We start from the raw sequence: 21143 nt of genomic DNA, 5'->3' as shown, positions 1-21143 counted from the left end.
CAGTCGCTGTCGACCAGCTTCATGGTCGACAAGGGCAACCGGCGCCATTTCATGGAAAAGGAAATCCATGAGCAGCCCGAGGTGATCTCGCACACCCTGGCGAATTATCTGGATTTTGTCGGCGGCGTCTCCAAGCCGCTCGACCTGCCTTTCGATTTCGCAAAGATCAACCGGCTGGCGATTTCGGCCTGCGGTACAGCGTATCTTGCCGGCCTGATCGGCAAATACTGGTTCGAGCGCTACGCGCGGCTGCCGGTCGACATCGATGTCGCCTCCGAATTCCGCTACCGCGAGATGCCGTTGTCGAAGAATGATGCGGCCTTCTTCATCTCGCAATCGGGCGAGACCGCCGACACGCTGGCCTCGCTGCGCTACTGTCGCAAGGCGGGAATGAAGATCGGCGCGATCGTCAACGTGCGCGAATCGACCATGGCGCGCGAATCCGACGTCGTGCTGCCGACGCTGGCCGGACCGGAGATCGGCGTTGCCTCGACCAAGGCGTTCACCTGCCAGCTGTCCGTCCTGGCTTCGCTAGCCGTGCGGGCTGGCGTGGCGCGGGGTACGATCTCGAAAGAACAAGAGAAGGCCTTGGTGCGCGCGCTTTCGGAAGCGCCGCGCTATGCCAACCAGGTGCTTAAGCTCGAAGAGCAGATCGAGCGGATCGCGCGCGAACTCTCGCGCTACAAGGACGTGCTCTATCTCGGCCGCGACACCAATTTCCCGCTGGCCATGGAAGGCGCGTTGAAGCTCAAGGAAATCTCCTACATCCATGCCGAGGGCTATGCCGCGGGCGAGCTGAAGCATGGCCCGATCGCACTGATCGACGAGAACATGCCGGTCATCGTCATCGCGCCGCACGACCGTATTTTCGAAAAGACCGTGTCGAACATGCAGGAAGTGGCGGCGCGTGGCGGCAAGATCATCCTGATCACCGACAGCAAGGGTGCGGCGCTGACCAGCGTCAAGACGATGGAGACGATCGTGCTGCCCGACGTGCCGGAAATCATATCGCCGATCATCTACGCGCTGCCGATCCAGATGCTGGCCTACTTCACCGCCGTGTTCATGGGCACCGACGTCGACCAGCCGCGCAATCTGGCGAAATCGGTGACGGTGGAGTAGGTTTTGCGTCGCAAATTGGAGATAGGGCCGCATGACATCCGCAGTCCATTTCATCCTGGAGCATTCCTGCTTCAAGAATATCTCGTCCCGCTCGGCATGAGTGCGGGAGCGCTGGCGAAAAAGCTCAATCTTCAAGGCACTCGTATCGAACGCATCAAGGGCTTTACCGCCATGTTGGGGTTCCCCGCCGGGCCACCAAGGTCGCCGCATAATAATCAGAAGGCGCCTGCGTTTCGGCTCGGCAGAACACTCATTGGGAGAGAAAGATGAAAACCCGCGCCGCTGTCGCTGCCGGAAAGCCGCTGGAGATCATGGAGGTCGACCTCGACGGTCCGCGCGAGGGCGAGGTGCTGGTGGAGATCAAGGCGATCGGCATCTGCCACACCGACGAATTCACGATGTCGGTCGCCGATCTCGAAGGCCTGTTTCCGGCGATCCTCGGCCATGAGGGCGCCAGCTTCGTTGTCGGCAAGGTGTCACCATGCTCAAGAAGGGCGATCACGCCATCCCGCTCCACACGCCCGAATGCCGGCAGTGCAGGTCGTGAAAAATGAACAATAAGCAGCGATTGTCGTCAGCGTAAAGTCAACAAGATGATCCTCGGTTCTACTAGCCAGGAGAAGCAGAGCCCAGCCACGGTGAGACCGAACGCCGCAGACAACCATCCAGCAATAGCGGCCGTATGAATGTCTGAACCCTGGCGTCCGACAAAAAAACGGCAAAAGTGAATGCCGCCGTTCCATCATTGAGAATCAGCCTGAATGACCGAGATGCTGAAGTGTTCGGGCGCCGGCGTACGAAAGTCTCATGAAGGGACCCGCGGACCGCAGACGATTGCCTATGGACATGGCCCGGCGCTCGTTGCCCTGGCTACTAGCTCCGGCGGCAGCCACTTCTCTCCGCTTGCGACCTGCCGCATGCAGTCCAAGAGTACTTCGGTGGCATACTCCTTTAAGAGGATGCCCCACACCCCCATTGAAATTGCGTCCGCGATCTGGCGGCCTGTTAGAGATGCGGTGAGGAAAATTACCTTCACCGGTAACCGCTCCTTAAGAACGGTTCGCTGAATCGCCAGCCCGCCAACATTCGGCATGGAGACATCAAGCACGGCCAGATCGGGTCGGAGATCGCTAATGAGCGATAACGCTTGCACCCCGCTCGCCGTTGCTGCCAGCACATTGAAATCCGGCGCGGCTTTCAGCACACCCTGCAATCCGCGAAGCAGCAAAGGATGATCGTCAGCGAGGACAACCGAATACATTGTCGCGCTACCTGGCCCCGGGGCAATGCAATGCGCAGGTCAGTCCCGGCGACACACCGCAAGCTGTCAGGTTACCCTTGAGTTCGCTAACCCGCGCGTACAGCGTCTGAGTAACAAAGCCAAAAACGGGGCTTGCCATGCGAACTCCTTTTCGCGCGATCCTTGCATCGCGATCGGCGGAGCCACACAACAGTCAACGCGGGGCGCAACCATGATCGCTACAATCGGCTCGCAGCGCGAACCGCTGTGTCGCGAACGAGCCACGATCCATTTCGAGGAACCGGACAAGAAAGAATAAGAGACCAACGGGGCGATTGCACCGTACCAATAGGTGGTATCGCCAGCTATTTCAGCACGTCCAATCTGCTAGGCCATGAACTCATAAACCCGGGCAGGCGAGCTAGGAGGGCTGCGGTTTGCCGGCTACCGGCTTTGGGATGAGATGTGGTCGATCACGCCGCTTCCTTCCACATAGTGGATCATGCCCGCTTCGGCGGTTTCGATCATGACGCCGGATGACAGAGTGCCGCCGCCGAGCATTTCGGTCGTAGGCATGTCCCAAGTGTCATAGCCTACTGCAAACTCGCGGGTATCAAAATCGCAGACAATCAAGCCTCTCATGCCATCGGCGACTACCTCGTCGCCAACTTTCATCTTCTGCCCCGTCGCGTATTGCATCTTGCTACCTCTTCACAGGTCCGTATGCGGCGACTGGCATAATGTCCGCGTCGACCGTGCTCGCGCAAGCATGGGGCTTTCATGTTCCGCCAGTTTGTGATTCAGACTGCCCATGCGCCGATACGATCTGACCGACTTCGAGTGGCATGTGATCGAGCCGCTCTTGCCCAACGGGCCAAGAGGCGTGCCGTGCTACAACCGCTTCGTGCGATGACGAAAAGCAGGTCTGTGGGACCGGCTGATGGACGCCGTTACGGCCGCGCATGACGGCGACATCCAGATGATCGACAGCACATCTGTCGCCGCCACCACTGCAACTCAAATGGCTGTATGCGCTATGGTCGGGTAGCGCCACAACTGGCAAGGCAGGAGCTGCAGGGGTTCCAACGCCTCAGCAAGTCCCGCGATCCCTAGGGGCGCCGCGCCGCGGCCGTGAATGGGGCGGCGGGGTTCTACCCTATTGCCGGCGGCTCAAAGGCTGCGTCAGCTCCAGACGCTCGGAAGAAGTGCGGTTGTGTTCCACTGCTTGCGCTCGAGTGTCGAATGGAATCGCCACCGTGCTGCCATCGACTATGGCGACAGCCAGGAAGGGGAGCCCGCTCACCGGAGGCGAATAGACAGTATACGTCGGACTTTTCATTAGGCGATGCTAACATAATGATAGCGGGTGATCAATCTTTGGCGTCCGGGATGCCGATCACCCGGTGCCCGGGGGGGGGGCAAGGTGTGAACGGCACCGCGCCGGGATCAATGGATCGGGACGGCGCCGTCCAAGAGGCCTGCGGCTGGTTAACCTCGTCGATTGCCCTAGCTCTCTGGTTGGAGAGGAGACTGGATATGGCAATTTATGGTCTGAGGGTGATCAGCTTCATCTTCGTCGCATTGGCCTTTGTCCCGGCCGCGGCGCACTTCTTCTCGATGTTCAACAAGATGAAGCTCGACGGGACGAGCTATCTGGCCGCGCAACGCGCCTATGATGGCTGGAGCCTGTTCGGCATCGTGGTGCTTGGGGCATTGCTCTCCACAGCCGCCCTGGCAGTCTTGCTTTACCGGTCAGGTGGGGCTTTCGGCCTTGTGTCCTTGCCTTCATCAGCATCGGTGCCACCCAACTTGCCTTCTGGACGCTGACCTATCCGATCAACCAGGTAACCCGGAACTGGACCGTTCTGCCCGAAAACTGGGAGCTGCTGCGGCGCCAGTGGGAATATTCGCACGCCATCGCCGCCGGCCTCAATGCCTTGGCGTTGCTGGTGCTTTTCATATCAGCGCTTCGCGCAGCGGTGCGTTGAACGACCACGTCTTCACCAGCGCATAAGGCAGTCCATCAGTGCATAGGCTCGCGGACCAACTGGAACTTTCTGATTTCGGCGTGCTGATCGATCAATGCAAGCAAATCCGTTGCGGGCCGCTACGGTCCGGCCGGGTCCAGCCAATTTCGAAGGAAAACACCGCGTCGTCGCGATCCGGGCCACGTTCAAGCCCGACCAACCGCGCCCGGTAGCCGAGCGGCTTGACGATTTCGGGTAGATCGTCCGCCTTTCCATCCTTGCATGCGACATCCAGTTCAGCACGATGGTCGCGTGGAATACGCACGTCGATCCATTTCAAAACGAGAACCGTCAACAAGGTCAGCAGCGTTCTGGCTGCGCCTAATCCGTATTGACCACCACCGAATGCCAAGCCGATCGCCGTCATTACCCACAAAGTCGCGGGCCGTGGTGACCCCACTGACAAGGTTGCCACGACGAAGGATGGCGCCGCCGCCGATGAAGCCGACGCCGGTCAGCACGCCAAGCCGAAAGCGCAACACATCCATCGAGGCAAAGGAATCGGGACTCTCGCCGCGAAATCCCAGCAAAATATTTGCCTGGACCATCGTGAGGGCGGCCAGTCCGACGAGGATAGTCGTTCTGCCGAATGACCGCGCGCTTCGCGATCAAGTCCTATCATCGCAGCGGCAAGCACAGTCAAAACCAACCGCGCCGCGATATCTTGCCAGTCTGGATTTAGAGGCATTGGACGGAACCGAATTGGAAGGTCGATTGTCGTGCAATCCAATTCTGGGGCGCGCGTTAGGTTCCCGAGCCGTGTCGGGGCGCTCTCGCAACGGCGGTAGCAAATTGAAATCCGCAGTACTAGCGGCGCGGGCGGCGCAACGGGATGCGCACGACGTTCTCCGATCCTGGCAGATCAAAGGCCATGGCTAGTTGGCGTACGGCGGCCATCTCCACGATCAGTTCTTCGATCGAAAGATCCGGCAGACCGGTCTTCACCCTCTGCCGCACCCGGATCGCAAGCTCATGAACCCGCACCGGGACGAAAAGCGGGCTGTCGTCCAGCAGCTTGCCGATTTCGATCACCACATCGGCATCAATGTCTTTCGGCAATTCCCGCATGGGCGTCACCTTGTTTTCGGGCAACAGCCCAAGCATTGCCCAGGCAATGGGATCGGAGAGGAACATGCCGGGGCCCCGATCGATGGCCAGATTCATAAATCCGCCGGCGTCGGTGTGTCACGAAGAAATGTCGGTACGGAAAATACCAAGCGGGTTCTTCGCGCAATCCACAAGCGCCTTGCCCAAGATCGCGGCTTCGGCAGCGGCCGAAGGGAACAAAAAATATCATCTGGGATTGAGACTGATGGATCGGAGGATCGAGTCATGGACAGCAGGGAAGAGCGCATAAAACGGCGAGCCTATGAAATCTGGGAGCGGGAGGGCCGACCGACCGGACGAGAGCAGGAACACTGGGACCAGGCTGTGCAGGAAATAGAGGCGGAAGGCCCGGAGGCCGAGCGCGAATCGGCCGGTCCAATGGTTGGAGTTGGCTCGAAAAGCACCAGCGGTTGAAGACCCGGCAAGGCAACCAATACGCCTGAGCTTCGTTGGTCGATATCAACCAGAGGAGGCCTCGACAATGAAAACCTTGTCATTGCTGATCTTGGTCGCTGGTCTGGCGCTTGCTGCCTGCGACAACAACACCGAGCCGATGAAAGCCAACGCCGACGCGGTCAACAAGAACCCACAGGTCGATCAGGATGTCAGGCCGCAGTCCACGACCGGCAGTGATCAGCCAGCTACCGTGCCTGCGAGCAAATGACCTTCGATCTCTTAACGCCTGTTGGCAAGGAGAACCAATATGCAAGCTTCAGTCGCAACTGCAACACGCCACCCGCGCCAACTGACCATAGAGCCGTTTGCCGGCACAGTGACCGTGCGATTTTCAGACGCCATAGTCGCAGCCACGGACCGAGCCAAGGTGCTGCGGGAAGAGGGATGTGAGCCTGTCTTCTACATCCCTTTCGAAGATATCTATTTCGACCTTTTCGAAAAGACCGACACCACGAGCGAAAGCCCGATGAAAGGCACCGCCAGCTACTGGCGCGTCCATGCCGTAGGAAGCTCGGCCGACGATTTCATGTGGGCATATGAAACTCCCGACACTGCGGCGAGGGCAATCGCGGGTCACGGCGCGTTCGATCCTGAAAAGGCGCGCATTGATGTCGAGCCGTCGGAAGACAAGCGGCATACGCCCCACGTCTTGGAGTAGATCGCTCGTGCGCACACCGGGCCGGGCTGAGGCTTCGGGTATGCTAGCGGCGCGGAAACTCCTCATCAAGAATGCGTAGTGCCTCTTCGTATTTGACAGTCGAGGCCCCAACTTGTCGCGCCTGCCAGACATTGTCTTCCAGATCCGCACGCTTCACCGGCAGAGCCAATGGGTTCGATGCGGCTCGTCGCACGAAGGCGAAATATTCCTCGCCATCTCTGCGCGACATGGCGTCGACAGCAGAAGCGACCGTCGGACCGAAGCCCGCTTCCTCGAGCTTGGTCCGCGTCCAGCCATCGCCCTTTTCCAGCACGTCATGAAGGTAGGCAACGATCTTCTGATCCATCGTCTCGACTGCATCAACGACACGCCGGCAATGCTCGATGTAAGGCTGGCCGGTCTTGTCGCGTTGCGATGCATGGACCTCTTCAGCGATCTTGGCCGCGCGGTAAAAGATGCTCATCTGGCTTTCCCCTCAGGCATGGTTCACCATCGCTCCTCGGTATCGTGGTGCGGCAGGTCTATTCCACAGCAGACCCAGCCAAGTCGCTGCCTCGACCCATAGTTGTAGCGTGGCTCCAGTGGAGCCGGATTGTCGAATGCCCCAACATGCAGCGCGACCTCGTCGGGCGATGCGTCATAGAAAAGGCTGAGCGGCGATCCGCAGCTGGAGCAGAAACCCCTCTGGGCGATCGGCGAGGACCTGCGATAGGTTGGCGTCGCATTGATCCAGGCGACGCTTTGAGAAGGCACCCAGGCAAGAACCGCGAAGGCGCTGCCGGTCGCTCGCCGGCACATGTCGCAATGGCAGTAATGCACTCTCGGTTCGCCTCCAACGCGAAAGCGGACCGTGCCGCAGAGACATCTTCCGCTCAGTTCCATGTTGGTGTCCCGGCTGATTTACGGCCCCCGTCGCGTGGTTTCATGCGAGTAGCTCCATTCGTCTCAGCGGAAACGCCACGCATTTGCGTCGGTTCCTGGTGCCATCTCAGGAACCAGTCCCGGCACTTGGCGTTGCGTGTCTTTGCTAGGAAGCTGTCGTGGACACATACTGCCGGTTGGAGACGCGCTGATGTCGATGCCAGGCTTGGCCTATGGTCCCCTTGGCGATCGATGCATGCATGTCTGCGTGGATATGCAAAGGCTGTTTGCCGAGCCGTCTCAATGGGCAACACCCCGGATCACCCGTGTCCTCCCACAAATCGAAAGACTGGTCGAAAGACGCGCACCGCAGACGGTCTTTACGCGGTTCCTGCCCGCCCGAAAGGCGGGGCAGGGCGTCGGCACGTGGAAGCGCTACTACGAGCGTTGGGCTTCGATGACGATCGAGACGATCGGACCCGAAATGGCCGAACTGTTGCCGTCATTGGCCGGTTATTGCCCGCCAGCCGCAATCATCGACAAGCACATCTACTCGCCCTGGTTCGAAGGGAGCCTCAGAGCTCGTCTGATGGCACGCGATATCGATACACTGGTCATCACGGGTGGCGAAACAGATGTATGCGTTCTGGCCACCGTGCTCGGGGCCATCGATTTCGGCTATCGCGTGGTTCTGGTCACGGACGCGCTGTGCAGCTCTTCCGACGCAACCCACGACGCGCTGCTGACCGTCTATCATCAGCGGTTTGCGCAGCAGGTCGAGACAGTCGAGATGGAGACGGTTCTCTCGAACTGGACGTGAACCCGCCCTGCCGACCGATCCTTGAAGCTCAAGCGTCCAGGTTGATCAGCGCAACCCCGAGTTCCGGACGCTTGCTGCGGCGTAGATGGCCTGGGGCTTCCACCAGCGTGACTTCCAGCGTTGGCCGAACGATGCCTTCAAGAAGGTGCCCACCTCTTGTGGTTCCGTCGCTCAATCCGAGCACCGCATGGACATGCACGCTGGGCTTGCCATCGTCGCCCAGCGCGATATCGCCGATCGCGCTCAGCACTTCGCATTGTTCGTCGATCGGAATCTTGCGGTAGGTCTTCGCATTCAGGTCAAACCAGCCGACGGTCGCTCGTTCGAACGCACCGATGGCGGTCAACGAAGCGCTGCCGATCTTCTGGTCGACCGCGAAGGCGGTAAGCCCGCCGAATGCTTCTTCTCCAGGGTCCAGCACCACGACGAATGTCCTTTGTCCGCTGACCTCGTTGACGAGTTGTGATTTCATGCTGATGCTCCGAGCACACCAGTCAATGGGCGCGGTGTTCGGCGTTCCGTTTTCGGGTGGCTGCGGCCTTCTTGGCCGATTCCGATCGGCTTGCAGCTGAGCGTGACGCCGATGCCTTGCCGCCGATTCTACCGCCCTTGTGTGCCGCCGGATTGCCTGTGTGCTCACCTCGTCCGGAGCCGCCTTCCTTCTTGCCGCCGCCATCATCCTTGTTGACCGTCGCCCATGCGCGCCGTTCGGCTTCCTTGTCGGAAACCCCGCGCTTCTCGTAGCCTTCTGCGATGTGATCGGCCTTGCGTTCCTGTTTGTCGGTGTATTTCGATTTGTCACCGCGTGGCATGATTTTTTCTCCTTTGTTGGATAGGGCCTGAACGAAAAAGCCGGCTAGAGAGTTCCGGTGCCGATGATATTTCAGCTAGCCCTTGTCAGGCTTTGGAGACCGCAGCAGCAAGGCGAGGGGGACAAACAACGCCGTCACGATTGCGCAGTAGCGAAAGATGTCGACATAGGCGAGCAGCGAAGCCTGGCGCGCGATCAATTGCCCAATCCAGCCGACGGCCTGTTGCTTGGCCTGGAGCATAGTCGATCCCTGGGCAACGAAATGCTCGGTCACCTGACGCAGCGCCTGTTGGTAGGCGGGAGACGATTGTGCCGTATGACTGACAAGGTTTGCCTGGTGGAGCTGCGCGTACTGAGCGATCACCGTGTTAGATAGCGACACGCCAATGCTGCCGCCGATGTTGCGGGCAACATTGATCAGCGCCGATGCCTGATTGGTCTGCTGCGGAACAAGGCCGACGTAAGCGGCCGTCGAAATGGGGATGAACAGGAACGGCAGGCCAATCATCAGGAAGATGCGCGCAAAGGCAAAGAAGCGGAAGCTGGCGTCCGGGGTGAGCGACGTCATATGCCACAGCGCGACCACCACAACGGACATGCCCATCATGATCAGATATTTGGGCTGCACGACGCCGGCGGCAAATCCCGAAATCGGCATCAGCATCAGCATGGCGATGCCGCCCGGCATCATCGAGAGGCCCGACAGGGTCGCCGTATAGTCGAAAGCGGTCTGCTGCAGCTGCGGCATCAACTGTGTGGTGCTGAACAGCACGGCGCCGACCGCCATCATCACCAGGAACGACGTGCCGAACTGACGGCTGAACAGCAGGCGGATGTCGACGATCGGATCGCGGTGACTGAACTCCCATGGGATCAGCAGCAAAAATGAGATCGCCGAAATCGCGGCAAAGGTAGTGATAAAACCTGATGCGAACCAGTCGTTGCGCTGGCCTTCATCAAGGAAGATCTCCAGGCAGCCAAGTGCCGTGGCGACCAGGATGAACCCGACCCAGTCTATCCGGAGGCCGCCCTTCAACCGTTCCTGCCGTTCGCGTTCGAGCACATCAGGCTCGACCAGCAGCCACTGCACGAGGGCAAGCGACATGATGCCAAACGGCACGTTGATGAAGAAGATCCAGTGCCAGGAAAAATTGTCGGTCAGCCAGCCACCGATGGTCGGCCCGACGGTCGGCGCGACGATGACGGCGATGCCATACAGCGCGAACGCCTGCGAACGTTTTTCCGGGGGAAAGGTGTCGGCGAGGATCGACTGTTCGCTGGGCGCCATGCCCCCGCCGCCAAGGCCTTGCAGGATCCTGAAGACAATCAGCATCTCCAGGTTGGGCGCCAACCCGCACAGCAGCGATGCTATGGTGAAGGTCGCCACGCAAAACATGTAATAGCGCTTGCGGCCGATGACGCTGGCCAGCCAGCCGCTGACCGGGATGATCACGGAATTGGCGACCAGATAGGTGGTGATCACCCAGGTGCTTTCGTCCATTCCCGCCGCCAGGCTGCCGGCGATGTTGCGCAGGGCGACGTTGGCGATCGAGGTGTCGAGCACCAGCATGAAGGTGGCGATCGAGACGATGACCGCGATGAGCCAGGGGTTGCGGCCACCGGCGGCGGACCGGCTTTCGCTCGCGCCACCGGCCATTTCGACGGCGCTCATCTCACCTTGACTGTCGGCACAACCGACAGGCCCGGACCGAGCAGCACGCCCGGCGGTTGGTCGAAGACGATCTTGACCGGCACGCGCTGCACCACCTTGACGAAATTGCCCGTGGCGTTCTCGGCCGGCAGCAGGCTGAAGGCCGTGCCACTGCCTGCCTGGATGCTGTCGACGCGGCCGTGGAAGGCCTTTTCGGGATAGGCGTCGATCTCGATGTCAACCGACTGTCCCGGCCGCATCAGGTCGAGTTGCGTTTCCTTGAAATTGGCCTTCACCCAGACTTCGTCGGGAACAAACATCATCAGCACCTGGCCGGGCTGAGCATACGTCCCGATGGCCGCCGAGATGCTGGTTGCCCGTCCGGCAACCGGCGCGGTGATGGTGGTGCGCGACAGTGTGGTGTGCGCCTGCTCCTGAGTGGCTTCGGCCTGATTGAGTTTTGCTTGCGCGCTCTTTTCCTGCGCCTGCAAAACAGTGACCTGGCTTTTCGTGGCAGCCACGTTTGCTCCAGCGCTGTCGAGGGCCGCCTGATCCTGACGCAGCGTCGAAGCGGCCTGTTCGGCCTGCTGTTGAGTGGAGGTTCCCTTGGCCAGCAGTTCGCGGTTGCGCTGGTCCTCAGCCTTGGCAAAATCGAGCGCGGCCTGGGCTTGCGCCACCTGCTTTTGTGCCGCATCGATCTTGGCGTTTTGTGCTTCGATCTGGGCTTCGACATCGACGATGTCGGCCTGGGCGGAAGCCACGCCGGCATTCGCCTCCGCGAGCCTCGCCTGATAGTCGCTGTCGTCGATACGCAGGAGCACGTCACCGGCTTTCACCGGCTGGTTGTCGGTGACCGCGACATCGGTGATGCGGCCCGAAATCTCGGCACCGATCGTCACCGTGCGGGCATCGATGAATGCATCGTCAGTCGATTCATACTGGCGGGCGTTCAGCCACCACAAGACCAGCCCCAAGGCAATCAGGAACAGCACGAGCAAGATCGCGATGGATATGTAGGGGTGCCGTCGTGGGAAGCGCAGCAGGCTGGGCTTTGGTTCTTCGGCGTCGTTGTCACGCGTTTTGCTCTTCGTAGCGTCAACCCGACCCGCATCTTCCCTGCGTTTTGGCGAGGCGTCTGATTTGGCCCTGCGCGACGTACCCTGCGTGTCGCTGGTTTCGGCAGGCTCTTTGGTTTGGGTTTTCGCGTCCACGGGAGAACTCTCAGGAAGGTGTCGACCGTTTTGGCAGTGGCCAATCAACGACAGCCGCTCGCAAAAGGTTCCTGACGACCGATAACGGTTTCGCGCCTGGTGAAGTCGACTCAGCCGATTGCGAACCTGATCACGATCGCCGGGATCACGATGCCGACCAACCCGGCTATGAAGATGATTCGACGTGTGCGTGTTCGCAGGATGATCTCACCCTGCCGCGCCCGCTCCGCCGAGAATACACGCCCACCGTCACTGTTCTTGTCATGCCGATCATCGCCCATGATCGTTTCTCTCGTGCTTTCGAAAGACAACCATCGCCCGGCAGGTGAAGTTCCGGATGCGTCGATGCAGCCAACAAAAAATTGATCACAGGCGCGTGAGGAGGGAACTTTGATCTTTGCGGTTGGTTGGGTCCGCTTGAGACCCAGCCAGCCCGGAGCCAGCCATGTCCGAAGCCAAAATTGCCAGTGGCCTGAGCAGACGCATGTTCATGACGGCCTCTGTTTCGGCGGTAGCGGCAATGCCGCTTGTCAATTCCTCGAAGAGCGCTGACCAGCCAACGTCCGCCAAACCGGCCGGACCGCGCGACCTGTCGGCGGTTTCAATGCGTATCAACAAACAGCCCTACAACCTCGCGCTCGACAATCGCACCAGCCTGCTTGACGCTCTGCGCGATCATGTTGGCCTGACTGGCACCAAGAAAGGTTGCGACCACGGGCAATGCGGCGCGTGCACCGTTCTTGTCGATGGAAAGCGGGTGCTCTCGTGCCTGAGTTTCGCCATCATGAACCAGGGCCGCGAGATCACAACCGTGGAAGGCTTGGTTTCGACGGACGGGGAACTGCATCCGGTCCAGCAGGCTTTTGTCGATCACGATGCCTTTCAATGCGGCTATTGCACACCGGGCCAGATCATGTCCGCCATCGGGTGCATCAACGAAGGCCATGCCGGGTCGGAAGATGATATTCGCGAATATATGAGTGGCAATCTGTGCCGCTGTGCTGCCTATCCGAACATCGTTGCGGCGATCGTCCAGGCCCGCGACGAGATCAGGAGGGCCTAGGATGCGCCCCTTCGTCTATGAACGCCCAACCAGCGTCTCCTCAGCGGTCGACATCGCGACTCATGCCGATACTGGGCAGAGTCCGCCGACTGCGGCCAACACGCAGTTTATCGCCGGTGGCACCAATCTGGCCGACTACATGAGGCTCGGTGTCGCGCAACCGGAGCGATTGATCGATCTCAACACTCTCGTCGAACCCGCCTTGCGGCAGATCAGGATAGAGGATGATGCCATTCGCTTCGGGGCGTTGGTTCGCATGAGTGAAGCAGCCGACAACGGGGATGTCAGGCGCCGTTGTCCGCTCCTGGCCGAAAGTCTGCAGTTCGCCGCCAGCGGCCAGCTTCGCAACATGGCGAGCCTCGGCGGCAATGTGCTGCAGCGGACGCGCTGCGAATATTTCCGTGAAACCTCGTGGCCATGCAACAAACGTGAGCCAGGTTCCGGCTGCGCCGCGATGGAAGGGTTCAACCGCCAGCATGCGGTTCTCGGCACCAGCGATGCCTGCATTGCCGCATACCACGGCGATTTCGCGCAAGCCCTGATTGCGCTCGGCGCAACGGTCGACATCGAAGGCCAGCAAGGAAGACGCACGCTGGCCTTTGCCAAGCTGCATCGGCGGCCGGGCGAGACGCCGAACATCGAAACGGATCTCGCGGCAGACGAGCTCATCACCGCGATCGAAGTGCCGCTCGCGCCATGGAGCAGCAGGTCGCGCTATTTGAAGATACGCGATCGCGAATCTTACGCGTTTGCGCTGGCATCCGCGGCTGTCGCGCTCGACATGGACGGCGAGAGGGTCAGGAGCGCGCGCATCGCTCTTGGCGGCGTTGCGACCGTGCCGTGGCGGGCGAGCGCGGCGGAAGACACGCTCAAGGGCAAGGTGCTTGACGAGGCGGCGGCACGAGCCGCCGCCGATGTCGCCTTTGCCGATGCCAAGCCGCGTGAACACAACGCATTCAAGATACCGCTCGGCAAACGCACGCTGGTGCGGGCGCTGCTCGAAACACGGGATATGAAGGGCTGAGCCATGAACCAAGCCGCACCCGCCCCCAAAGACAATCAGGGCGATCCTGTTGTCCGTATCGATGCCCGGCTGAAGGTTACCGGACAGGCCAGTTATCCCGCCGACATCACCACGGCCAACGTCGCCTACGGCGCCCTTGTCACCAGCAGCATCGCTCGAGGCAAGGTCTCCAAACTTCAAATGGACGATGCCAAGGCGGTGCCGGGTGTGTTGGAAATCGTCACCCATGGCGACATGGACAACACCCACAAACCGAAATTCGGCAACACCGGCGCAAGTTCGATCGGGCCGTTGCACGACAAGACGATTTTCTACGATGGCCAGATCGTCGCTCTGGTCGTTGCTGAGACCTTTGAGGCGGCGGAAGAAGCAGCCACGTTGATCCACGCCGACTATGAGGACGAACCACCCAGCGCCACCTTCGAGTCAAAAGGCGTGAAGGTGGAGCCGGCTGCCGGCAAAAGCCCGATGTTGAAGGAGGATGCAAAAGCCGGCGACTTCGACGCCGCCTGGGCGGAGGCGGCTGTGAAGATCGACGAAAAATATTCGACGCCGACCCAGCACCACAATCCGATCGAACTGTTTTCGACCACGGCGATATGGCAGGGCGATCAACTGACGATCCACGAGCCCTCGCAGAACGTGACCGGCTGGAAGGTGGAACTGGCACGCCAGCTGAAGCTCGACCCGGCCAACGTTCGAATCATCAGTCCCTATATCGGCGGGGCCTTCGGCTCGAAGGGACCGATGACGGCCCGCACGGCCATCGTCGCCATCGCCGCGCGGCGAATTGGTCGTCCAGTTCGCTGCGTCGTTAGCCGCATACAGGCCTTCGGTACGCAGACCTACCGCGCCGAGACGCGGCATCGGATCCGCATAGGCGCCGGCAAGGACGGCCGCATCACGGCGTTCGGACATGAGGGCTGGGAGGTGACGTCACGCCCTGACCCTTATGTCGTCGGTGGCACGTCCGCCACCGCGCGCATGTACAACTACGGCTCCGTCCTGACGCATGTTTCGTTGGTCCACGCCGATCGCAACACCCCAGGCTATATGCGCTCGCCGCCGGAGACCCCTTACGTCTACGCACTGGAGAACGCCATGGACGAGATGGCGGTAGCGCTCGGCATGGACCCTGTCGAGTTCCGCCGCATCAATGAGCCGGAGAAGGAGCCCATCGAGGGCAAGCCGTTTTCAAGCCGCTCGCTCATCAAATGCTACGACCAGGCGTCGGAGGCGTTTGGCTGGTCGAGGCGCGATCCCAAAGTTGGCTCGATGCGTGACGGCGACTGGCTGGTCGGCATGGGATGCGCGACCGCGATCTATCCGACCGCCGTCGCACCCTGCGCTGCCAGGGTTCGTCTCACCGCCGACGGCGCGGTCCGGGTCCAATGTGGTTCGCATGAAATCGGCACTGGTGTTCGCACCATCGCAGCACAGATGGCAGCCGAAAGGCTGGGTGTCGGCATCGAAAAGATCAGTGTCGAGATGGGCGACAGCACCTTGCCGCCGGCCCCGGTGTCGGGCGGCTCGATTTCGACAGCCAGCGTCTGCTCGGCGGTGATGAAGGCCTGCGATGCCGTACGCGACAAGCTGTTCGCGGCCGCGGCCGGCAACGATGGTCCCCTTGCCAGTTCGGCCAATGCGAAACTGGATATGGCGGATGGGAAAGTCGTTGCGGAGACTGGCAAATCGGCAAAGCTGGCCGATGTCTTCAAGGCCATGCGGGTCGGCGCCATCGAGGAATATGCCGAATTTGCGCCCAAGGGTTCTTCGCCGGAGGCACTAAGCAAGCTCTATGCCGGACAGCCGGAATTTCATGGTGGGGAAGGAGACAAGGATTCGGTCAAATATGCCTTTGGCGCCGAGTTCGTGGAAGTGCGCATCAATCGCTACACCCGTGAGGTCAGGGTGCCGCGCATCGTCGGTGCCTTTGCTGCCGGGCGCATCATGAACACGCGCACCGCGCGCAGCCAGTTGATGGGCGGTATGATCTGGGGGATCGGCCAGGCTTTGCACGAGGCAACGGAGATCGATCGGCGGCACGCGCGCTACGTCAACCGCGACCTGCAGGACTATCTGGTGCCGGTCAACGCGGACATCAAACAGGTCGACGTGATCCTCGTCCCGGAAGTCGATCACGAGGTCAATCCTGCCGGTGTCAAGGGGTTGGGCGAACTTGGCAACGTTGGAACAGCTGCTGCCGTGGCAAGTGCGGTCTATCACGCCACCGGGAAGCGCATCCGCGATCTGCCAATCAGGATCGACGATTTGATAGACTGACGATTTGGGGCATTGGACTGAAAGTGGAACTCGTAACCCATAAGAAATTCAAAAACGGCAGGTTGATGCCGTGGGGAAAAGGCACGGTCGTTAGCGGAGCAAAGGGATTTGTCTACCTTTGCGGAAACACGGCAACCGCCGACGATTATGATCCAGCCGGAAAGAAGGGAGGCGGCTTCACTGGCGATGCAGCGGCACAGTGGCGCGCCATTCTGACGAACATCAAATCAGATCTGGAAGACCTCGGTAGCACGCTCGACTACCTCATCCGGCTGACCTTCTTCATCAAGGGGCCGTTTCCCGATGGTGGCGTTCTGAGTTCTCCCAATTTTCGCCTGGACGTGCTGGACGAGTTCTTTGCCGAGCATTGCCCGAAGCACTGCAGCTATAACAACCCGCCGCCCTCGGAGGTGATCGGGGTTGCAGCGCTTGCACAAGCCGACATTGTTGTTGAAATTGTCGCGATGGCGGCGCTGCCAGATTGAATAGAGTTTCCGCGTGCAATAGTGCTGGCTTAGTTACCCTTGGCTCTCGCGTATCATTCCGGGGCTGTGGCTGGAGCCGTGTAACGGCGGCGAACGGCATCGAGCACGCGCTTGCGGCTCTCCTCGGCGGATAGTGTTTTGTCCTCTTCCGCCTCGGCTGTTTCGCGTGCGAGGTCCTTGTCCCTGATCTGATGCCGGAACCATTTGGAATAGTCGCCGGCATGCAAATGAAACTCCCAGGTCTTGTCGTCGATGCCCTCAGCGATCTGGGCAAAGATCATCAGATTGTGGGCTCTGAGGTTCATCGCATTGTCAGGGCCATGGAAATAGAAGCTGCCTGCTTCATCGAGCTGGCCTTCGGCGTATTTGCGGCTGTGCCGCTTGAGTGACTGGCGCGGCTCGATCACCTTGACCGTTTTGACTTTCTTGCCTGCCTGCGGCCGCCAGAACAGCACGCGTGCGCCCTTGGGAGTTGGGATGGCCTTCGGTGCCTCAATGCCTGTCTCATGGCAGAAGACCTTCACCACGTCCTTCGCCTTGGGGCCGAGCGCAATGATAGCCGTCACCAGGCGCAACGCGTCGGTCGAGATCGCCTCGGGGTGAACAGTGATCAGGATTGTGCCCGGCAATTCCAGTGACAGGACAGCCCGCGTATCGTCGCGCCGCTTGGGCAGGAGATGATGCGCTTCGTCGATGATGAGCCAATGCGGCCTTGCGGTGCGGCGGCGAAAACTGCCGAGGCCGGGCAGCAGGTCGGCAAAGAAATCAGGTCGCTCATTGACGCGCAGCGCCAGTCCATTGACGACGATATTGCTGTCGGCCTTGGCGATCAGATCCAGCACCTGCGCCTTTGTCGGTGCGCTTGATCCGTCACCAAGCCGCACGGCGCCCTCGAGGCCGTCGTAGTCTCCCTCGGGATCGAAGACGCAGAACTGAAACTTGCTCTCGACGAAGCGCTCCGTCAGTGCGGTGGCCAAGGTGGATTTGCCGATGCCCGAACTGCCGGCGATGAGGACCGTGTCGGTCGGAGACAAATAGATCTCGTCGCCGCCGGCCGATCCGAGAACGATACCGTCGTGGCGCCTCGATACGATCGCGTGATCATGCTTGATCATCTTGTCGATCAGTTGCTCCACGCCTTTGCCGCGTGCGCCACGCATGACCAAGTTGGCTGTATCCTTGACCGCTGGAATTGCATTATCGACGGCGACACTGCAGCCGCAGGCCTGCAGGAAGGCGTGGTCGTTTTCGGCGTCGCCGACGCCGATGACATTGTGCGGTGAAAGACGAAGATCCTGAAGGGCGGCAGCCAGCCCGGTAGCTTTGTTGATGCCGCTCGGCAGAATCATCACCGCGCCCTTGTTGAAAATGATTTCCAGTTCGAGGCCCATCTTCTTGATGACCTCGAGCACCGTGGCCTGATGGGGTTCCCAGGTCGCGATGATCGACTGGCCGACCGACAACGGCTTGACGCCCTGCTTCTTCAGTCTGGCGACGAATTTGGGCTCAGGCGAAGGGGCGATCACCCGCTCTTGCTCGCTGGCCGGCGTGTAGATCAGCGCTCCATTCTCGGCGACGACCTTGTCGAAGAGACTGACCTCTGAGAAGACGCGCTTGAGATCGGGCAGTTCGCGCCCGGTGACGAGAACGAGCTTGCGGCCGCTTTTCTTGAACCGCTTGAGGGCAGAGAGCGTTTTCCTGGCGACGATTCCGTCATGAGCCAAAGTGCCGTCATAGTCCGTCGCCAACGCAATGAAATACATTCTGCCAACCCTTCACGGTTCTGGTTCCCGCTCTGGGTAGAACGTGCCGTCGAGACAAAGGCTCCAATCGGAGACATTGCGGGCTTTCGAAAAGGTGGGCAGTTTCACCCGAAAAGTCAGGAACCCCTCCGGCATTGGTACGTTGACCGACAAGCTGGGGGCCTCAGTCTCGGCTCTCGCGGCAGCGAGCAAACCTCGCCGCTAAAATCCACATTGAGCGCAATGAAAGGCAAGGTCATGGGCTTCTTTTCGAAGGACATCAAGACACTCGACGATCTGTTCGTGCACACGCTGCGGGACATCTACTACGCCGAAAAGCAGATCGAGAAAGCGCTGCCGAAGATGATCGACAAGGCAACCGACCCGCAACTGAAAGCTGGATTCGAAAAACATCTCGGCCAGACCAGGGGCCATATCGAGCGCGTCGAAGAGGTGTTCGAGTTGCATGGCGTTAAGGCCAAGACGGTCAACTGCCCGGCAATCGACGGCATTCTCGAGGAGGCCGACGATGTGAGCGGTGACGTAGATGACAAGGAAGTCCTCGATGCGGCGCTGATCGCATCGGCGCAGGCCGTCGAGCACTATGAGATGACACGCTACGGTACACTCATCGCCTGGGCCAAGCAGCTTGGCCGCACTGACTGTGCTAACGTGCTGGCCAAGAACCTCAGAGAAGAACAGGCGACCGATCGCAAGCTCACCGAAATGGCGGAAAGCAAGATCAACCTCCAGGCCGCTGAATAAGGCTGAAACCGGGCTGGCCGGAACTTCGGCCGGCCTGGCAGCTGTCAGTGCGGCAGCTCGATGCTCAAGGCCGCCGATTGCTTGCGTAGCGCCTCGCCGTCATCCTGCGGCATGCGGGCGGGTCCTGCAGGTTCCGTGCAGATGCGGTATGCTGCGTAAGCAAGCGCCATCCTGAAAAAGCAGACGAACCACCCATCCTACTCCTTGGTCATACGTTTCGTTTCGGCCACCCTCAGTAGCCTCCGACAACCGGCAAAATCTCACCGGTGATGTAACTTGAGCACTGCGGCGAGGCGAGGAACACATAGGCTGGCGCAAGTTCTTCCGGTTGTGCGGGCCGTTTCATCGGCGTGTCCATCCCGAATTTCGAAACGTCATCAGCCTCCTTGTCCGATGGGTTCAGCGGTGTCCACACCGGACCTGGCGCAACCGCGTTTACCCTTATCCCCTTGCCGATCAGATTGCCGGAAAGGGCCCGCGTAAAGGCGTGAATGCCCCCCTTGGTCATTGAATAGTCGACCAATTGCTTTGAACCGTCGATGCCGGTTACCGAACCGGTGTTGATGATCGCCGACCCTGGCTTCATGTGCGGTATCGCCTCCTGTGCCATGTGGAAGTAACCATAGAGATTGGTCTTCAGCGTCGTGTCGAAATGCTCTTCGGTCAGTTCGCTGAAATCGCTGGAATGGATCTGGAAGGCTGCATTGTTGACCAGCACGTCGATACGGCCAAATTCCTTCACGGTCTCGGCCACCGAGTTGCGGCAGTGATCGCGATCGCTGACGTCGGCCTTGACCAGAATGCAGCGTCGTCCCTCTTTCTCCACTGCGGATTTGGTCTCTTCGGCATCCTTGTCTTCGGCGAGATAGACGATCACGATGTCGGCGCCCTCGCGGGCGAACAAAACCGCCACCGAACGGCCAATGCCGGAATCGCCGCCGGTGATGAGCGCTACCTTTCCGTCGAGTTTTTTCGATCCGAGATAGTATGGCGCATCATACAGCGGCGCCGGCTCGATCGCCCATTCATGCCCAGGCTTGGGTTGATGTTGCTCGGGGAAGGGAGGTTCGGGATACTCGCGCGCACCGGCCTGCATGGCGCCTTGCTGCTTGCCATTGCCTTTCGATTTGTCCTTGGCATCGATGCCACGCTGGATATGGCGTTGCTTGGCCGCTTCGCCCGCTATTTCCGACTTCATCTGCATGATCGTCTCCTCGGCTTGGAGAGGGAACAACGCATGGGCGGCCAAAAGGTTTATGGCCAACGCATCATTCCTTCAAACCGGCGACACGCTCGAGAAATGACCGTTGCAGTGTGGCGCGGCCGATCATCCGAAAAGCCGCATTCCGGAATGTCGGCAGGACAGGACTGTCCGATTGCGCCACCGACACGACACGCTCGCTGAGTTTGATCCAGCGCCGCCCTACCGGCCATCGCTCGCCACTGTGGCCGGCAAGCGTGCGCGACGGCAAGAAAGTAGCGAACGTCATCCCAGTCGATCATGGTGCAATCCGGCACCGCGCGGTGCGCCTTCCAAAGCCCGACATCAGTCGCCCAGCCGGATCGATTTCGCACCACCGATGTGCGCGATTGCGCACTCACCGCCCGACTTCGGCGAACCCATCTTGAGGCTCTCGCGGGCCTTTCCCGTACAGCCAAAGACACCAGACGGCGAAACGAAGGATGCACGTCATGACCAGACTGAATGGAAAGACCGCCGTCATCACGGGTGGCGCGACCGGCATCGGCCGCGCGTCGGCAAAGCGCTTCATCGAGGAAGGCGCCTTCGTTTTCATCTTCGGCCGCCGGCAGGACGC

General features: G+C 60.2%; 25 protein-coding genes and 3 pseudogenes. 15 read left to right on the top strand and 13 right to left on the bottom strand.

Annotated features, from left to right (window positions below; genetic code table 11):
• The 3 genes and pseudogenes from glmS to C8D77_RS36375 all read left to right on the top strand — a co-directional run.
• Nucleotides 1-1122 (top strand): glutamine--fructose-6-phosphate transaminase (isomerizing) (glmS, locus tag C8D77_RS36385; RefSeq protein ID WP_109672719.1); only part of this gene is annotated, 1122 nt, incomplete at its 5' end.
• Nucleotides 1123-1158: 36 nt separating this feature from the next.
• Nucleotides 1159-1278: pseudogene (locus C8D77_RS38670) on the top strand (helix-turn-helix domain-containing protein); the annotation flags it as partial.
• A gap of 110 nt (nucleotides 1279-1388) precedes the next feature.
• A pseudogene (locus C8D77_RS36375) lies at nucleotides 1389-1666 on the top strand (alcohol dehydrogenase catalytic domain-containing protein); the annotation flags it as partial.
• A 294-nt stretch (nucleotides 1667-1960) separates the two neighbouring features.
• Here C8D77_RS36375 and C8D77_RS36370 read toward each other — a convergent pair.
• Both C8D77_RS36370 and C8D77_RS36365 read right to left on the bottom strand, forming a co-directional pair.
• Nucleotides 1961-2383, bottom strand: coding sequence for a response regulator (locus C8D77_RS36370; protein WP_109672708.1), 423 nt, complete (start codon nucleotides 2381-2383; stop codon nucleotides 1961-1963).
• Between the two features lie 423 nt (nucleotides 2384-2806).
• The gene (locus C8D77_RS36365) at nucleotides 2807-3061 is read right to left on the bottom strand and encodes a hypothetical protein (protein ID WP_146211872.1); all 255 of its coding nucleotides are present in this window, start codon (nucleotides 3059-3061) and stop codon (nucleotides 2807-2809) included.
• A gap of 112 nt (nucleotides 3062-3173) precedes the next feature.
• Here C8D77_RS36365 and C8D77_RS36360 point away from each other — a divergent pair.
• Both C8D77_RS36360 and C8D77_RS38665 read left to right on the top strand, forming a co-directional pair.
• Nucleotides 3174-3362: pseudogene (locus tag C8D77_RS36360) on the top strand (IS5/IS1182 family transposase); the annotation flags it as partial.
• A 425-nt stretch (nucleotides 3363-3787) separates the two neighbouring features.
• On the top strand, nucleotides 3788-4189 hold the full coding sequence (locus C8D77_RS38665) for a hypothetical protein (protein WP_245951976.1): 402 nt from the start codon (nucleotides 3788-3790) through the stop codon (nucleotides 4187-4189).
• A gap of 252 nt (nucleotides 4190-4441) precedes the next feature.
• Here C8D77_RS38665 and C8D77_RS39200 read toward each other — a convergent pair whose 3' ends face one another.
• Nucleotides 4442-4756 (bottom strand): hypothetical protein, encoded by a 315-nt coding sequence (locus C8D77_RS39200; protein ID WP_425453808.1) that lies wholly within the window; start codon nucleotides 4754-4756, stop codon nucleotides 4442-4444.
• A 440-nt stretch (nucleotides 4757-5196) separates the two neighbouring features.
• Nucleotides 5197-5553, bottom strand: coding sequence for a hypothetical protein (locus C8D77_RS36345; RefSeq protein ID WP_245463002.1), 357 nt, complete (start codon nucleotides 5551-5553; stop codon nucleotides 5197-5199).
• Between the two features lie 168 nt (nucleotides 5554-5721).
• Between C8D77_RS36345 and C8D77_RS36340 the strand changes: the two genes are divergently transcribed.
• The 3 genes from C8D77_RS36340 to C8D77_RS36330 all read left to right on the top strand — a co-directional run bounded on the left by C8D77_RS36340 (nucleotide 5722) and on the right by C8D77_RS36330 (nucleotide 6610).
• Complete coding sequence (locus C8D77_RS36340; RefSeq protein WP_109672704.1) at nucleotides 5722-5910, top strand: DUF2934 domain-containing protein; 189 nt, start codon at nucleotides 5722-5724, stop codon at nucleotides 5908-5910.
• A 67-nt stretch (nucleotides 5911-5977) separates the two neighbouring features.
• Nucleotides 5978-6160 (top strand): hypothetical protein, encoded by a 183-nt coding sequence (locus C8D77_RS36335; protein ID WP_109672702.1) that lies wholly within the window; start codon nucleotides 5978-5980, stop codon nucleotides 6158-6160.
• Nucleotides 6161-6199: 39 nt separating this feature from the next.
• Nucleotides 6200-6610 (top strand): DUF427 domain-containing protein, encoded by a 411-nt coding sequence (locus C8D77_RS36330; protein ID WP_109672700.1) that lies wholly within the window; start codon nucleotides 6200-6202, stop codon nucleotides 6608-6610.
• 43 nt (nucleotides 6611-6653) lie between these two features.
• On the opposite strand, the gene C8D77_RS36325 is transcribed toward C8D77_RS36330, so the two are convergent.
• Complete coding sequence (locus tag C8D77_RS36325) at nucleotides 6654-7073, bottom strand: HD domain-containing protein (protein ID WP_109672698.1); 420 nt, start codon at nucleotides 7071-7073, stop codon at nucleotides 6654-6656.
• A 23-nt stretch (nucleotides 7074-7096) separates the two neighbouring features.
• Complete coding sequence (locus tag C8D77_RS39190) at nucleotides 7097-7492, bottom strand: GFA family protein (protein ID WP_109672695.1); 396 nt, start codon at nucleotides 7490-7492, stop codon at nucleotides 7097-7099.
• A 190-nt stretch (nucleotides 7493-7682) separates the two neighbouring features.
• On the opposite strand from C8D77_RS39190, the gene C8D77_RS36315 reads away from it, so the two are divergent.
• Nucleotides 7683-8291: a cysteine hydrolase family protein gene (locus tag C8D77_RS36315; RefSeq protein WP_109672693.1), complete on the top strand. Its 609-nt coding sequence runs from the start codon at nucleotides 7683-7685 to the stop codon at nucleotides 8289-8291.
• A gap of 28 nt (nucleotides 8292-8319) precedes the next feature.
• Here the strand turns inward: C8D77_RS36315 and C8D77_RS36310 are convergent, their stop codons facing one another.
• The 5 genes from C8D77_RS36310 to C8D77_RS36290 all read right to left on the bottom strand — a co-directional run bounded on the left by C8D77_RS36310 (nucleotide 8320) and on the right by C8D77_RS36290 (nucleotide 12245).
• On the bottom strand, nucleotides 8320-8763 hold the full coding sequence (locus C8D77_RS36310; protein WP_109672691.1) for a PPC domain-containing DNA-binding protein: 444 nt from the start codon (nucleotides 8761-8763) through the stop codon (nucleotides 8320-8322).
• Between the two features lie 22 nt (nucleotides 8764-8785).
• Nucleotides 8786-9103: a plasmid stabilization protein gene (locus C8D77_RS36305; RefSeq protein ID WP_109672689.1), complete on the bottom strand. Its 318-nt coding sequence runs from the start codon at nucleotides 9101-9103 to the stop codon at nucleotides 8786-8788.
• A gap of 75 nt (nucleotides 9104-9178) precedes the next feature.
• Nucleotides 9179-10774 (bottom strand): DHA2 family efflux MFS transporter permease subunit, encoded by a 1596-nt coding sequence (locus C8D77_RS36300; RefSeq protein ID WP_170136922.1) that lies wholly within the window; start codon nucleotides 10772-10774, stop codon nucleotides 9179-9181.
• Complete coding sequence (locus C8D77_RS36295) at nucleotides 10771-11964, bottom strand: HlyD family secretion protein (RefSeq protein ID WP_109672687.1); 1194 nt, start codon at nucleotides 11962-11964, stop codon at nucleotides 10771-10773. Before C8D77_RS36295 ends, C8D77_RS36300 begins: the two co-directional genes overlap by 4 nt.
• 110 nt (nucleotides 11965-12074) lie before the next feature.
• Nucleotides 12075-12245, bottom strand: a complete 171-nt coding sequence (locus C8D77_RS36290; protein ID WP_109672685.1) for a hypothetical protein — start codon at nucleotides 12243-12245, stop codon at nucleotides 12075-12077.
• A 164-nt stretch (nucleotides 12246-12409) separates the two neighbouring features.
• Here C8D77_RS36290 and C8D77_RS36285 point away from each other — a divergent pair, with 164 nt between their 5' ends.
• The 4 genes from C8D77_RS36285 to C8D77_RS36270 are packed head-to-tail and all read left to right on the top strand — an operon-like array spanning nucleotide 12410 to nucleotide 16819.
• Nucleotides 12410-13027 (top strand): (2Fe-2S)-binding protein, encoded by a 618-nt coding sequence (locus tag C8D77_RS36285; RefSeq protein ID WP_109672683.1) that lies wholly within the window; start codon nucleotides 12410-12412, stop codon nucleotides 13025-13027.
• Between the two features lies 1 nt (nucleotide 13028).
• A complete protein-coding gene (locus C8D77_RS36280; protein ID WP_109672681.1) occupies nucleotides 13029-14051 on the top strand; it encodes an FAD binding domain-containing protein in 1023 nt (340 codons plus the stop codon).
• A 3-nt stretch (nucleotides 14052-14054) separates the two neighbouring features.
• Nucleotides 14055-16334 (top strand): xanthine dehydrogenase family protein molybdopterin-binding subunit, encoded by a 2280-nt coding sequence (locus C8D77_RS36275; RefSeq protein ID WP_109672679.1) that lies wholly within the window; start codon nucleotides 14055-14057, stop codon nucleotides 16332-16334.
• A 23-nt stretch (nucleotides 16335-16357) separates the two neighbouring features.
• Nucleotides 16358-16819, top strand: a complete 462-nt coding sequence (locus tag C8D77_RS36270) for a RidA family protein (RefSeq protein WP_109672677.1) — start codon at nucleotides 16358-16360, stop codon at nucleotides 16817-16819.
• 53 nt (nucleotides 16820-16872) lie between these two features.
• On the opposite strand, the gene C8D77_RS36265 is transcribed toward C8D77_RS36270, so the two are convergent.
• Entirely contained in the window at nucleotides 16873-18582 is a 1710-nt protein-coding gene (locus C8D77_RS36265; protein ID WP_109672675.1) for an HAD family hydrolase, read from the bottom strand.
• A gap of 237 nt (nucleotides 18583-18819) precedes the next feature.
• On the opposite strand from C8D77_RS36265, the gene C8D77_RS36260 reads away from it, so the two are divergent.
• Nucleotides 18820-19326: a YciE/YciF ferroxidase family protein gene (locus C8D77_RS36260; protein ID WP_109672712.1), complete on the top strand. Its 507-nt coding sequence runs from the start codon at nucleotides 18820-18822 to the stop codon at nucleotides 19324-19326.
• 232 nt (nucleotides 19327-19558) lie between these two features.
• Here C8D77_RS36260 and C8D77_RS36255 read toward each other — a convergent pair whose 3' ends face one another.
• Nucleotides 19559-20530: an SDR family oxidoreductase gene (locus C8D77_RS36255; RefSeq protein WP_109672710.1), complete on the bottom strand. Its 972-nt coding sequence runs from the start codon at nucleotides 20528-20530 to the stop codon at nucleotides 19559-19561.
• Nucleotides 20531-21018: 488 nt separating this feature from the next.
• On the opposite strand from C8D77_RS36255, the gene C8D77_RS36245 reads away from it, so the two are divergent.
• Nucleotides 21019-21143: SDR family NAD(P)-dependent oxidoreductase (locus tag C8D77_RS36245; RefSeq protein WP_146211871.1), on the top strand; the 125-nt coding region annotated here is incomplete at its 3' end.

The organism is Mesorhizobium loti (assembly GCF_003148495.1).
GTDB lineage: Bacteria > Pseudomonadota > Alphaproteobacteria > Rhizobiales > Rhizobiaceae > Mesorhizobium > Mesorhizobium loti.
The sequence above is the reverse complement of the archived record's forward strand: the minus strand, read 5'-3'. Positions and strand labels throughout refer to the sequence as shown.